General features: G+C 57.2%; 14 protein-coding genes. 5 read left to right on the top strand and 9 right to left on the bottom strand.

The window, feature by feature from the left end; genetic code table 11:
* Positions 1–37: 37 nt before the first annotated feature.
* The 5 genes from DSL70_RS12855 to lgt form a co-directional block, all read right to left on the bottom strand.
* Positions 38–688 carry a hypothetical protein gene (locus DSL70_RS12855; protein ID WP_119308305.1) on the bottom strand — a complete coding sequence of 217 codons (651 nt, stop codon included), beginning with the start codon at positions 686–688 and terminating at the stop codon, positions 38–40.
* A gap of 175 nt (positions 689–863) precedes the next feature.
* Positions 864–2,021 carry a M24 family metallopeptidase gene (locus DSL70_RS12850; protein WP_119308304.1) on the bottom strand — a complete coding sequence of 386 codons (1,158 nt, stop codon included), beginning with the start codon at positions 2,019–2,021 and terminating at the stop codon, positions 864–866.
* Positions 2,022–2,068: 47 nt separating this feature from the next.
* Positions 2,069–2,836 carry a peptidoglycan editing factor PgeF gene (pgeF, locus tag DSL70_RS12845; protein ID WP_119308303.1) on the bottom strand — a complete coding sequence of 256 codons (768 nt, stop codon included), beginning with the start codon at positions 2,834–2,836 and terminating at the stop codon, positions 2,069–2,071.
* 134 nt (positions 2,837–2,970) lie between these two features.
* Complete coding sequence (locus DSL70_RS12840) at positions 2,971–4,110, bottom strand: class I SAM-dependent methyltransferase (protein ID WP_119308302.1); 1,140 nt, start codon at positions 4,108–4,110, stop codon at positions 2,971–2,973.
* A complete protein-coding gene (gene lgt, locus DSL70_RS12835; protein ID WP_245418205.1) occupies positions 4,103–4,927 on the bottom strand; it encodes a prolipoprotein diacylglyceryl transferase in 825 nt (274 codons plus the stop codon). The genes DSL70_RS12840 and lgt overlap by 8 nt, the downstream gene beginning before the upstream one ends.
* Before the next feature lie 190 nt (positions 4,928–5,117).
* Between lgt and DSL70_RS12830 the strand changes: the two genes are divergently transcribed.
* From DSL70_RS12830 to DSL70_RS12815, 4 genes are all read left to right on the top strand, one after another.
* Complete coding sequence (locus DSL70_RS12830) at positions 5,118–5,411, top strand: accessory factor UbiK family protein (protein WP_119308301.1); 294 nt, start codon at positions 5,118–5,120, stop codon at positions 5,409–5,411.
* 222 nt (positions 5,412–5,633) lie between these two features.
* Positions 5,634–6,455, top strand: coding sequence for a pyrroline-5-carboxylate reductase (gene proC / locus DSL70_RS12825; protein ID WP_119308300.1), 822 nt, complete (start codon positions 5,634–5,636; stop codon positions 6,453–6,455).
* 272 nt (positions 6,456–6,727) lie between these two features.
* A complete protein-coding gene (locus DSL70_RS12820; protein WP_119308299.1) occupies positions 6,728–7,444 on the top strand; it encodes a hypothetical protein in 717 nt (238 codons plus the stop codon).
* Positions 7,445–7,492: 48 nt separating this feature from the next.
* A complete protein-coding gene (locus tag DSL70_RS12815) occupies positions 7,493–7,846 on the top strand; it encodes a tRNA-binding protein (protein WP_119308298.1) in 354 nt (117 codons plus the stop codon).
* Between the two features lie 30 nt (positions 7,847–7,876).
* Here the strand turns inward: DSL70_RS12815 and DSL70_RS12810 are convergent, their stop codons facing one another.
* The 3 genes from DSL70_RS12810 to DSL70_RS12800 are packed head-to-tail and all read right to left on the bottom strand — an operon-like array spanning position 7,877 to position 10,687.
* Positions 7,877–9,379, bottom strand: a complete 1,503-nt coding sequence (locus DSL70_RS12810; RefSeq protein ID WP_245418204.1) for an ATP-binding protein — start codon at positions 9,377–9,379, stop codon at positions 7,877–7,879.
* Positions 9,380–9,417: 38 nt separating this feature from the next.
* Positions 9,418–10,119, bottom strand: a complete 702-nt coding sequence (locus DSL70_RS12805; RefSeq protein ID WP_119308297.1) for a response regulator — start codon at positions 10,117–10,119, stop codon at positions 9,418–9,420.
* Between the two features lie 13 nt (positions 10,120–10,132).
* Positions 10,133–10,687 carry a MarR family winged helix-turn-helix transcriptional regulator gene (locus tag DSL70_RS12800; protein ID WP_119308296.1) on the bottom strand — a complete coding sequence of 185 codons (555 nt, stop codon included), beginning with the start codon at positions 10,685–10,687 and terminating at the stop codon, positions 10,133–10,135.
* 355 nt (positions 10,688–11,042) lie between these two features.
* Between DSL70_RS12800 and DSL70_RS12795 the strand changes: the two genes are divergently transcribed.
* Positions 11,043–11,933: a branched-chain amino acid aminotransferase gene (locus DSL70_RS12795; RefSeq protein WP_119308295.1), complete on the top strand. Its 891-nt coding sequence runs from the start codon at positions 11,043–11,045 to the stop codon at positions 11,931–11,933.
* Between the two features lie 302 nt (positions 11,934–12,235).
* On the opposite strand, the gene DSL70_RS12790 is transcribed toward DSL70_RS12795, so the two are convergent.
* Positions 12,236–13,018, bottom strand: coding sequence for a hypothetical protein (locus DSL70_RS12790; protein WP_119308294.1), 783 nt, complete (start codon positions 13,016–13,018; stop codon positions 12,236–12,238).
* Positions 13,019–13,141: the final 123 nt, after the last annotated feature.

The raw sequence follows: 13,141 nt of genomic DNA, 5'->3' as shown, positions 1-13,141 counted from the left end.
GACCACGGCTTTCATGTTCTATCATCCGTCTTGAGGACTAGATGCTGGCGTGCCAGCTTTTGAGCTTGGCGGCGGTGTCGACGGCCACCTGATCGAGAACCGGGCCGGTTACACTCTCCCATGGGTCGCTTGAAACCATTTGCGTCTTCTGGGTGCCGGTGATGCGGTTCACCCGTTTACCCTTGGCATCAAAAATATCCCAGACATAGGAGACGACACAGTCCGAACCGGACTTGCTGGCCGAGAAATATCCCTTGACGCGATGGGTGACCTTGGGGTCGGACCGGGTGACGACCGGCAGTGCCTGTTGCGCGACCCTGAGGCCGAGCGCCTTGGACAGCTCACGGGCGACCGTATTTGGCGCTCCGACCATCGGTTCGAATGTCAGCATCGCCTTGGAGGCCGGAGCCTGATACTGGGTTATCTGGCCAGCCGCAGGGGTGCCCGGAATGCTCGAGGCCGGCGGCAGGCCCGTGGTGTCGGACGTCGGCGGGAAGGCCGGGTCGGTCTGATCCGTGGTGCCAATGTCGCCATCTGCTGGCGGCAGGCTTTCCAGAATGGAGGGCGGCGTATCGCCGATCCTTCCGGGAGGCGTCGGCGCGCCTCCGCCGGCACAAGCTGCCAGAAGCATCGCCAGAGAAGCCATCGCGGAAAATCTGCCAACCAAAGCCATGTGCTTGTCTTGCATGTTTCATCACTCCGCATTTTTGTGCTCTCGTTGCCGCTCACGCCAAATGCTTCATTGACGAAACGACAACAAGTTGCTTTCGCGGCTGTCACCAGACACGCGAAAAGCTTTCCTGTTGCGTTGTGTTCCTATAAAACAGGATTTGTTTTAACTCTTCTTTAAGAAGAATAAAATGTTACCGAACGATCAGCTCAATGGGCAGGCTGGAGAGTGATTCCGGCTCTGCTTCTGTCGTCAGATAGGTCTGACCAAGTGTCATGGCGACATTCTGCTCGCTGTCCATGATGATCATGTGGGCAAACAGCGTCATGTGCGGGCAGATGGCAAATTCATTGCCCCGATAGATCAGCGGCCAGTCCATCCAGTTGGGAGCAAAGCGGGCTCCGACGCTGTAGCCACAGGCATTGAGGCGATGGGAGTGGGCCCCCATTTCATCGATCACCCGGGCGTGTTCGTCAAAAATGTCGCCAATGACATAGCCCGGTCGCATGACCTTCTCTACTGCCAGCAAGGCTTCTCGGGCAATCTCGAACAGTTCCTGATGACGGGCAGAGGGCTGGCCGATGACGAGGGTACGCATGGCCGGAGCGTGATAGTGGCGGAACGCACCGGACCATTCCAGCGTCAGCTGGTCCTGGGCATCGAGCGTGCGCCGCCCGGTCTTGTAGCGGCACAGCAGGGCAGATTCGGCAGAGCCGATGGTGAAATGATTGGCCGGATAGTCGCCGCCGTGCTCCAGAATGACGCCCTGCATGGTGGCCAGAATCTTGCCTTCGTCCGCACCGGCCTTGATCAGCGGCAGGGCCTCGTTGAAGGCGAGGTCCGTAAGCTCGGCGGCCCTGCGCACATAGGCGATTTCGGCACCGGACTTGATGGCGCGCAACGGCGGTATGATGCGCGAGGCGTCTTCGGTGTCGGCAAAGGACTTGAGGGAATCGTCAAGGGTCTTGGCGTCCTTGCCGGTCAGCCCGTGGGCGTCATATTCGATGCCGATACGGCAGCCCAGCAGGTCCAGCTCATCCAGTAGCCCGCGCAACTGCACGGCGGGGGAGGCTTTCTTCTTCTTGCGGTCCGCCCAGATGTGAATTTCGTCGATGTTGGAGGTCAGCTTGGCCTGACGCACATCGGCCGAGCGCGTCAACAGGTCCGTGCTGCCATCCTTGCGCAGCACCAGACACTGGAACAGGTTGAAGCCCGTGGTGTCGTAGCCGGTCAACCAATACATGGTTTCCTGCGCGAAGATCAGCATGGCATCCAGCTTGCGGTCCGCCATTTTCGCCAGAAGTGCGGCCTTGCGGCTTTTGAATTCATCCGTTGAAAAGTGTAGCGCCATCAGAAGCTCCTCAGTTGGCTGATTTTGTGCCCGGCAGACGAAAAAGGTCAAGCAAGTGCTATGGCCGAAATCAGGCGGCCATAGTCGGGTTCATTGCGATGGGTGGTGCGGCGATAGCTGAAGAACATCTCCTCTTCGCCATAGGTGCAGCGGTCAAGATTGATCGCAGTGCCAACGCCCCCCTCCTGCAATCTGGATAGAATGAAGGCTGGCAGATCAAACTGCACATGTCCATCCCTTTTGCCTGCGCTGAAAAAGCGCTGCCAGTCGGGATCCCGCTCAGTGAAGCGATCCATGAAGCCCTGATCGACTTCGTAATTGTCCCGCGAGATGGTTGGGCCAAGCACCGCCGTGATGGCTTCTCGCCGTGCGCCAAGGCTGCACATTTGTTCAAGCGTCGCCTCGACGACCCCCTCAAAGGCCCCGCGCCAGCCAGCATGGGCTGCCGCAATGACACCAGCTTCCCTGTCGGCAAACAGGATCGGGCCACAATCGGCGGTGAGAATGGCAACGGCGAGATTCGGGGTGTTCGTAACGAGGGCGTCCACTTTCGGCGCTTCCCCTTCGGCAAAGGGCGCGTCGATGATCAGGGCGGTCGGGGAATGCACCTGATAGGCGGTGACCAGCCTTGGAGCCGCCACTCCCAGCCTTTCGGCCACCAGCGCCCGGTTGTTGCGCACCTGCTCGCGGTCATCGCCGGACCCGAAGCCGCAGTTGAGGCTGTGGTAGGTCTTTTCCGAGGTGCCACCCTTGCGCGTGAAGAACCCGTGCTCTATCCCGTCCAGTGTTTGAAGTGACGGATGTTGAATGCGCATGCTGTCTCTCGTTTCAATGCCGGTTCTGTGCCTTCGGCACAAAGTCTGACCAAAGACTCTTTGGCTTTGCCTTTGAAGTCAACAGGAAAAAGGGGCGGGTGAGTCACCCTGTCACATGAAAATGGGACAGGGCTTCATGCGGTTGCATGGGGCGGCAGAGGAAGGCCTGCGGGCATCAGAGCGAGACATTTGAACAGCTTGCCCATGTGATCTGGACCGGCGAGGCGTTCAACGGCATCCTGCAATTGCCCCTGCATTTCCGGGCTTTGTCCCGCACCCAGTTGCCCGGCGCGCTGCAACAGGCCCATGACAAGGAGAAAGTCACCCTGTGTCATGATGGCAGGTACGGTGAGGCCATGTGCGGGCCGTTCGGCCAGTTCCGCAAGGGCGGTGCGGCGCAAGGCGTCGAAATTGACGTGGGCCGTCAGATCCTGCCTACCCGGAGCGCGGAGCGGATCGGCGTGGGCGTGGTGGCTCATGGCCTGAAAGGTGTCGCCATAACCGGGCGCGGCATGGCCGTAATCAAAGAACAGCGCTGCGCCGCCATGAGCGCCAAGATGACCGGCGATGAAGGCCATGATGGCTTCGCTGGCGGGGGAGTGCTCAAGGATCGCCCCCGGTTCAGGAACTGGGCCGTTGGTGGTCCGGGTTTCTCTGCCTTGCGATGGAGCAGACAGGGCGCGGACTGGTCCGATGCCGAAGGTCAGGGCGCCGCGCTCGTCAAGGCCGATGACCCGTTCATGCCAGCGCCCTTCGGAAAAGACCCACTGATGGATGGGCAGGCAGTCGAAAAACTCGTTACCGATCATGAACAGCGGTGCGGAAGGCAGGCTGTCCAGTGTTTCATGCCAGCTCTTTGTCTGTTGGAACCCTGCGATGGTTGCCTCCTGCTCGGCTCTGAGCGTGGGGCTGATGTCGACCAGATGGATGTGCAGTGCAGCCGCCGCTTCCGGATCCTGACAGACCACCCGCAGCATGTCGTTCATCAGGGTGCCACGACCGGGGCCCAGTTCCACAAGGTGGAAGGGCGTGGGGCGCCCTGACATCTGCCAGGCGGCACGCATCCAGATGCCGATCAGTTCGCCAAACAGCTGGCTGATTTCCGGGGCCGTGATGAAATCACCCTTGGCCCCGATTGGCCGGTGGGCGGTGTAATAGCCGTCCTGCGGATCGGCAAGACAAAGGCTCATATAGTCGGCGAGGCTCATCGGGCCGGTCGCCGCAATCATCTGGCGGATGCGTTCCTCAAGAGAAGGGCGGGTTAGGTCAACCATCGGCCTTCTTCACCTGAGCGTGGATGATCATTGCAAGGCCAGCAAGAATCATCGGCACCGAAAGCCACATGCCCATGGTTGTGCCAAGACTGAAATAGCCCAACTGGCTGTCGGGTACGCGCACCAGTTCGACCAGTGTGCGGAAGACGGCATAGAGAATGGCGAAGGTACCGGCGATGGTGCCCGGCTTCTTCAGCGCGCCCGTGGTGTGGCTGAGCAGTCGCAACAGGATGAATAGCACAAGGCCTTCCAGTGCGGCTTCATAAAGCTGGCTCGGGTGGCGTGGCTCGGGGCCGCCATTGGGAAAGACAACGCCCCAAGGCAGGCTGGTTGGAAGGCCCCAGAGCTCGGAATTGATGAAATTGGCAATGCGGCCGAAGAACAGGCCGATGGGCGCGGCCATTGCGACAAGGTCGAACATCGACAAAAGCGAAATGCTTCGGGCGCGGGCAAACAGGATCATTGCCACCGTCACCCCCAGAAAGCCGCCGTGGAAGGACATGCCGCCGGTCCATAGCGCCAGGATCTGCGCCGGATGCTGCAGATAGGCATCCAGATTGTAGAACAGCACATAGCCGAGGCGCCCGCCCAGAATGATGCCGATGGTGGCCCAGAAGACGAAATCATCAAGCTGGACTGCCGTCAGCGGGCTCTGAGCGCCGGGCCACAGGGCCTCCTTGCCAGCAAGGCGCTTGGTGTAGACCCATGCCAGCAGGATGCCGACGATGTAGGCGATGGCGTACCAGTGGATCTGCACTGGCCCGAGGGAAAGCAGCACAGGGTCTATCATGGGGAAGGGAATGGCCAGAAATGTCACTGTGCTACCTTTACGACTTGATCTCTCAGTCCCGATTTGTTGGTTTATCGACTGCCTGTCAAGGGAAACTGCAAATATTCATTGTGAAATGGGCGAAGGGCATTATATCTGGAGTTAAGACAGATCTAAGGCAGGAAGGTTGCAACTCCGCACCAGGTGGGGATTGCCGCGTCTAGCGAGGAAAAGTGGTATGACACAGACGAACAATCGGATTTTTGATGAATTCGCCAAATTGATGAATGATGCCGCTGGTGTCGCCCAAGGGGTGCGCGACGAGGCGGAGACCGCGATTCGTGCCCAGCTCGAACGCTTCATGGGCGATATGGATCTGGTGACCCGCGACGAGTTCGAGGCGGTCAAGGCAATGGCTGTGGCCGCTCGTGATGAGAATGACCGATTGTCCGCTCGCATTGCCGTTCTGGAAGAAAAGCTCGGTGTGCTGGATGATCTCGCTTCCATCGACGGGGCTGATGATATCGAATAGGCTCGCCCGAGCAACCGTGAGCAACACTGAGCTATCGCGGGTGACAGGCTTGCGAATTTTTCGGATCGTTGGGAAAGCCTGCCGATGAATCGGCAGGCTTTCTTTGTTTGTGCCCTGCTTTTGGCAACAGAAGGTTTGAAAATGTCGGCCACCTGTGGCACTCAGGAGCAATGAGGGGCCTGTGCGGTCAGGCTCGACTATGTATTTGATGGAATAGACACAATGAATAAGAGTGATTTGTCCTTGGTCCTGGTCGGGGCTGGCAAGATGGGTGGCGCGATGCTGACCGGCTGGCTGGGTATGGGGCTGGACCCCAAAAATGTGACGGTAATTGATCCGGGCCAGCCCGACGACATGAAAGAGCTGGCGAACAAGACCGGTTTTTCCTTCCTGACCTCGCCTGAAGGTGTGGCCAAGGCAGATATTCTGGTCATCGCCGTCAAGCCGCAGATGATGGACAAGGTGTTGCCCGGTCTCGTCGGTCTCGTTGGTGAAAAGACCGTACTGGTGTCGATTGCAGCCGGTACACCGATCGCCACCTTCCGTTCCTACCTCGGTGCCGACCTGCATGTTGTCCGGGCCATGCCGAACACACCGGCGCAGGTTGGCCGCGGGATGATTGCCGCCTTCGCGTGCGAAGGCATCGATGCCGACGTGCTCGGAACCATCGCTACGCTGCTGTCTTCTACGGGCAAGTTCACATGGGTCGGTTCGGAAGCGCTGATAGATGCAGTTACCGCTGTTTCCGGTTCCGGTCCGGCTTATGTCTTCTATATGGTGGAAGCGCTGGCCAAGGCCGGTGAAGCGCTGGGCCTTGATGCGGAAGCTGCCAGTCTTCTGGCCCGCCAGACCATTGTCGGGGCAGGGGAACTGCTCAACCAGTCGCCGCTTCCCGCTTCGACCCTGAGGGAGAATGTCACTTCGCCAGCAGGCACCACTGCGGCGGCCCTTGCCGTGCTGATGGCCGAAGAGGGCGGGCTTGGCGAGCTGATGGCAAAGGCAACCGTTGCCGCGCGCGACCGCTCCATCGAGCTGTCGAAATAGCCATATCTCTCCCCTGTGTGCGTCTGTGGCGTTGATCGCTGTAGAAGTGCGCAGGGGAAGCTCAAGTCACGGCTTGTTGAACATGCTTGAAATTTTCCTTTTTGAGCCACATTTGCAAGATATGGTATAATAATTGTGTCGGCAGATTGTGCATTCGATCGGCAATCAGTCAGGGCGCGGAAGCGCTTTTTGCCTTCGGGTTGATCTTCGACACTGCTTGCGACGTAGAACTGAGAGCAATCAGGTTTTGGGCTAATCGGAGGGAGAAGAGCATGGATCACAATCCGGAAATCAGACAGCGGCTGTTTGACCAGTTTTCTCAGACGGTGATCGCCGAGGGCTGGCGCAGCGTTTCCTGCGCAGAAATTGCGACAAGGGCCAATATCGATATCAAGTTGGCTTTTCTGGAATATCGCGACCGCTTTGCCTATGTCAGCGATCTCGTTCGGCGCATCGATACCGCCATGCTGGAAGCCTTTGATCCGGATATGGGCGAGGAACCGGCCCGTGAACGGTTGTTCGACGTCATCATGGCGCGTTTTGACGCCATGCAGGGTCACCGGGAGCTCATTCTGGCGCTCAACAAGGCAGCGCGGTATGATCCGATGCTGACCTTGCATCTGCTTGCGCTGTCTCGCCTGACCGGGGAATGGTTCCTCGATATCTCGCGGATTTCGCCTGCTGGCTTCTCCGGCATGGCGCGCAGCAAGGGCGCCCTTTTGGCCTATGCCAGAGCCTTCACCGTGTGGATGGAAGACGACAGCGCCGACCTTGCCAAGACAATGGCGACGCTCGACAAATTCCTCAAACGGGGCGAGACGGCACTGCGCCGGGCCGAGAAGATTGCTTGCATCCTGCCGCGAATCGGCAAACGCTGCCGCTCGGCCAGAGGCCGCGGCAAGGGATCAGACAAAACTGCTCCGGACAGCGCCGTTGTCAGCGAGGGGCCGTCTGTGGATGATGGTTCCATGGCTCCGATGCCGTCTTGATCTTGCTTGCTTCGTCTCCGATCATGCTCCTTCTTGAAAAAAGGATTGATGATGACGAAGAAAGCTGCCGAAATTGCATTTGATGATTTCATGAAAGTCGATATCCGGGTTGGTACGGTCATCGAGGCAGAGGTGTTTGCCCAGGCACGCAAACCTGCCTACAAGATGAAGATCGACTTTGGCGATGAGATCGGCATCAAGAAGAGTTCCGCCCAGATTACCGTCCATTACACGCCTGAAGAACTGATTGGGCGCAAGGTGATGGGCGTTGTGAATTTTCCTCCCCGACAGATTGGCCCGTTCATGTCCGAGGTTCTGACCCTTGGCTATGAAGACGAGAATGGCGCCATCGTACTGGCAGGCGTTGACAAGCCTTTGCCCAATGGTTCGCGCCTCTGCTGAGAGGTCGTCGCTTTGACAGAGGTCTCAGCCTCAGGTCGGGAGGCGTAATGTTGCTCTCAAGCCGCCAAGCGGGCTTCGGCTGAGCTTGAGGTCTCCGCCATGGGCCCGCGCAATGTCGCGGGCAATCGCCAGCCCCAGACCGGTGTTCGGGGTGTTCTGGTTGCGGGCGGTATCAAGTCGGTAGAAGGGACGGAAGACCGTCTCCAGTTCTTCCTCGGGGATGCCCGGTCCATTGTCATCGATCTGCACCAGCCACCAGTTGCCGAGTCGTTCAGATGACAGCTGCACCGTATTGGCGTAGCGGGTGGCGTTGCTGAGCAGGTTGTGCAGGCAGCGCTTGATGGTCTGCGGGCGGATTTCGACATTCCTGCCGCCCGTGTGTTCGATGGTCAGGGCATGGCCGGACCGTTCGACATCGAACTTCAATTCATCGAGCAACTGCGGGATCTCGACCATCTCAGCCTTTTCCGAAGCCGAGCCACGGGCAAAAGCCAGATAGTCTTCCAGCATCATCTGCATTTCATCGACATCCCGCTGCATTTCCGTCACTTCCGGACTGTCATCCAGAATGGCCAGTTGCAGTTTGAAGCGAGTGAGGATTGTGCGCAGATCATGGCTGACACCGGCCAGCATGATGGTGCGCTGTTCAATCTGACGCTCGATGCGGCGTTTCATCTCAAGAAAGGCATGGGCGGCCTGCCGCACTTCGCGGGCACCGGACGGGCGGAAATTGCTTGCTTCCTGCCCCTTGCCGAACCGTTCGGCGGCTCTTGCCAATCGCTGGATCGGGCGGATCTGATTGCGCAGGAAGAGGATGGCGACGATCAGCAGGACGAGCGATGTGCCTGCCATCCAGACCAGAAAGATATGGGAATTGGAGGCATAGGCCTGGGACCGGCGGGTAAAGACGCGCAGGACCTTGTTGTCCAGCTTTATGCGGATTTCGATGATATTCGACCGGCCCACCGTGTCGATCCAGAAGGGCTTGCCGATCTGGGTGGTGATATGCTGGGAGAGGGCATGGTCGAGCAGGTTGAAGAAGGGCTTCGGCCCCGGCGGCGGCAGGGGCGTATCGGGCAGCACCGAGATGTTGAGGCTAAGCTTGTCCTGCGCCAGCTTGATCAGTTTGCTATAGTCTTCATCCTGCGGGTAGGTTTCCAGAATGGCAATGATGGCGGCGATGTCCTGCGTGACGGCGGCCGAGAGCCGGTCTGTTACCGTCTGCCAGTGGCGCTCCATGAAGACGAAGGCCAGCACCGACTGCAGGATGACCATCGGGGCGACGATGATGATCAGCGAGCGGGCGAACAGCCCCTTGGGCATGGTGCGCGCCAGAAGGCGGGCACCCTTGCGATAGCCTGCATAGAGCAGCTTGAACGGCAGGATGATCTGCAGGATCACACGCAACCAGATCGGTTTCTCCCGACCATCCTGATTTAGCGGTTCATCCTGCGCATCCTGAAGCTCCGGCTCGTCCGATCGCTCCTGCGGCTGTTGCCCCTCGTTCATTGCTTGCTGGCCCTTGGCTTTCATCTGCTCGTTTTATCGCTCATCCACCTTGCGCTTGTAGCTCAATCCGTCAGCAGGCGATAGCCGATGCCGCGGATGGTTTGCAGGTAGATGGGATTGGAGGGGTCGGGTTCGATCTTGCGTCGCAGGCGGTTGATCTGGACATCGACTGTGCGTTCACCGGTGCCGTCTTCCCCGGCGAGGGCGAGGCGCGTTACCGTTGCACCAGGCTGGGCGGCAAACAGGCACAGAAGCTCGCGCTCGCGGTCGGTGAGGCGGATGACGTCTTCGCCGCACAGCAGCTCCTGACGTTCGAGCTTGAAGCGGAAGGGGCCGAAGGTGACCTCGTCGATCGGGCTTTGGGGCAGGCTCTCGTTGCGCTTGAGGATATTGCGGATGCGCAGCAGCAATTCTCGCGGCTCGAAGGGCTTGGAGACATAGTCGGCAACGCCGATCTCCAGCCCCTGAATGCGGCTTTCCGCTTCGGCTCGGGCTGTCAGCATCAGGATTGGGACAGGATTGGTCTTGCACAGGTCGGCGGCCAGCTCCATGCCGCTCTCGCCCGGCATCATGACGTCCAGAATGAGCAGATCGAAGGTGAGGCCGGAAATGGTGTTGCGTGCCTCCTGAGCATTCTGCGCCGTGGTGACTCGAAAGCCGTTTTTTGACAGATAACGCTGAAGGAGGCTGCGGATGCGGCTGTCGTCGTCGATCACCAGCAGATGTTGCGCATTGTCCGGCAGCGGTTGGGCGGCGCTTGTCATGGTGTTTTGTCTCTCACTTGCGTCGGCTTGACGGGGCCGGCTCGATCACATTCAGGGCTTCCAGTCCATGGTTGAGGCTTCGCACGATAGGGCGGCCTTGCGGCTCAATCATGGCATATAGAAAAGCCTTACTAGCCTGCTTTGTCTCCGGAGGCAAAGTCTGAAGTGCTTCCTCGATGCGGCGGGCCTGACATTTTGAGATTTCCAGCGCCAGCTCGCGGCCCTTGACTGTCGGATAGAGCATGCGCTGGCGGCGGTCCGAGTCGCCCTGTTGCTGCGTGATGAAGCCGTCTTCGATGAGTTGCTTGAGAACGCGCGCCAGACTCTGCTTGGTGATCGCCAGTATGTCGAGCAGGTTGGCGACCGTGATGCCGGGCCTGCGGTTGACAAAATGCAGCACCCGGTGGTGGGCGCGCCCGTAAGACAGGGAAGCGAGCATTGTGTCCGGGTCGGCGACGAAATCCCGGTAGGCGAAAAACAGCAATTCGATCAGCTCAAATGAGATGCCATCCTCTTCCGACATGGGAAAAGTGATTGCATCCGGGCTGTCCACCTCTTTTCTCGTCATTTTTTATTTTTCTCTTCTCGCTGTTGGCTGGCGATTATTGGTTCGGCGTCGCCGGGCTCAATGAGAAAATTCTTCTCACTATCCCTCAATATATGGTCAAAACCGTTTTGTCATCTGTTATCTGGCGGTGCGCAATATATGTCAGCATTGTTGACTTAATTTATTTCGTTTGTTACACATTGAACATGATCCGCGAAATGATTGTTCAAAGTTTGATGAAAAATCATCTCATTTCAATCTTTCGGCGGAATGAATGAAATGGAACTGGCCTGGGTGCAAGAGGAATTTTCAATTTCGAAACCGGGTTGGAGTTATCCATCGGCGAAGAACCGACGGAATTGTCAGGAGTGAAACGATGGCCGATTTAGCATTTGATCAGCGCGAAGGAAGTATCTGGTATAACGGTGAATATGTCGACTGGAAGAACGCGAAAGTTCACGTTCTCAGCCATGGTCTGCATTACGGTTCCACCGTGTTTGAAGGTGTGCGCGCTTATGGTGGCGAGATTTTCAAGCTCAAGGAACACACCGACCGCCTGATCGCTTCGGCCAAGGCTCTCGGTTTCGACCTGCCTTATACCCGCGAAGAGCTGATGCAGATCCAGAAGGACGTTCTGGTCAAGAACAATCTCACCGACGGGTATCTGCGTCCGGTCGCATGGCGCGGCGCTGAATCCATGGGTATCGGTGCGCATGACTGCAAGATCCATGTTGCTGTTGCTGCATGGGAATGGCCTTCCTACTTCTCTCTGGAAGAGCGCATGAAAGGCCTGCACCTGATGATCGCCGACTGGCGTCGTCCGGATCCGCGCACCATCCCGTGCAAGGCCAAGGCTGCCGGTCTCTACATGATCTGCACGCTGTCCAAGCATGCCGCCAACGACAAGGGCTTCACCGACGCCATCATGCTCGATCATGAAGGCTATGTTGCCGAAGCAACCGGCGCCAACGTCTTCTTCATCAAGGACGGCGTCATCCACACGCCGCGTCCGGACAGCTTCCTTGATGGCATCACCCGCCAGACCGTTATCGAGCTGGCAAAACGTCGCGGCATCGAGGTTCAGGAACGCAAGATCCTGCCAGAGGAAATGGCCGACATGGAAGAATGCTTCCTGACCGGTACCGCAGCTGAAATCACGCCAGTTGCCTCGATCAGCCAGTATACCTTCAAGCCCGGCGCACTGACCGAACGCCTGATGCATGACTACACCGACGAAGTCTCGCCAAAGGCCGTTGCAGCAGAGTAATAACAATCACCTTCCAAGACGGGCAAGCGCCGCATGCACAAACATGCGGCGCTTTCTTTTTGCCGGGGGGCGGTTGGTTGGCTGCTGTTGGTCTGGATTGAGCCCTTTCGAGACCTTCAAAATGAAAGAACATTGGCAGTCGCAATAAGGGGCTGCCGGAAGTCGCGATACACCACCATCATGCGAGTTTTGATGAGCTGCAGCTGTGTATTGCTCGGATGCGGACATTTGTATAGGACACCGCCTAGTTAGATTGCAAACTTCGTCGGCACTGCCTTTCTATGCTGTCTCGCAGAAAATACTCATCGAGATGCGTTCTTGTTGGCCATGGGTTCAAGCGCGCGCTCATAAGCCTCTACCCATGCTTCGCTGGGAACAGTTGGGCAGCGCTGATAAGCGTTTTCATAATCGGTAAATGTTGGAAACAAGGGAAAGTAGGACTCACCAGGAGGCGGGCCGTTCATAAATAGGTCTTTGTCCCCTACTGTCACCTCAATTAATCCATTGGCCGTCCGACCTGGACCGCTTTTTATGCGTGCTTCTGATCCAAGAAAGGCAATGAAAGACTTCTGATCAAATTTAAACATACGCAGTGGGAATAGGGCGTCGCTGAGTGTTGTAAATTCATATGAATATGCGAGCTTGTAGAAAGCATATCCCTCTTCGTAATAAGGTTTTAGCATCCAATCTCTTGAGTACTTGCCGTTTACAAGGGGCTTTCTTTCTCTTAAGCGCATGCCAGATGCTCGCATGACTGCATGAGCAATTGCGAGCTGTTCATAAAACCCTTCGGCTTCCTGGAGGGCACTATTAAGCCGATAGATCAAAGAACCCTTACGAGGAATTTGACCAGCGTAAACATCAACTTCTTCAGACAATGGAGGCCATTCCCATAAAGCTCGCCATTTCATTTCTGATAAATATTCGCGATATTTCTCGTTACTCACCGTTCCAAAGCTGCAAGTATCTTGCTCGGACTCTGTGTACATGTACGGCCAAGCGACACTTAGCAGATACCCAAAAAGGAGACAAAACAGCGGAACAAAAAAGGTGATTTTGAGGAAGAAAATCGCAAACCTGATCATGACCTGATTTCCCTTTTTGGTACGCCTGAAACCACAATCAGGATGGAATAAAAGCCGACTATAATTAACAGCTATTCCGAACTATTCAAATGAGGCAATTCGGTCCGAATAGGTACTTCTTAT

The organism is Cohaesibacter haloalkalitolerans (assembly GCF_003574655.1).
Classification (GTDB): Bacteria; Pseudomonadota; Alphaproteobacteria; order Rhizobiales; family Cohaesibacteraceae; genus Cohaesibacter; species Cohaesibacter haloalkalitolerans.
The sequence above is the reverse complement of the archived record's forward strand: the minus strand, read 5'-3'. Positions and strand labels throughout refer to the sequence as shown.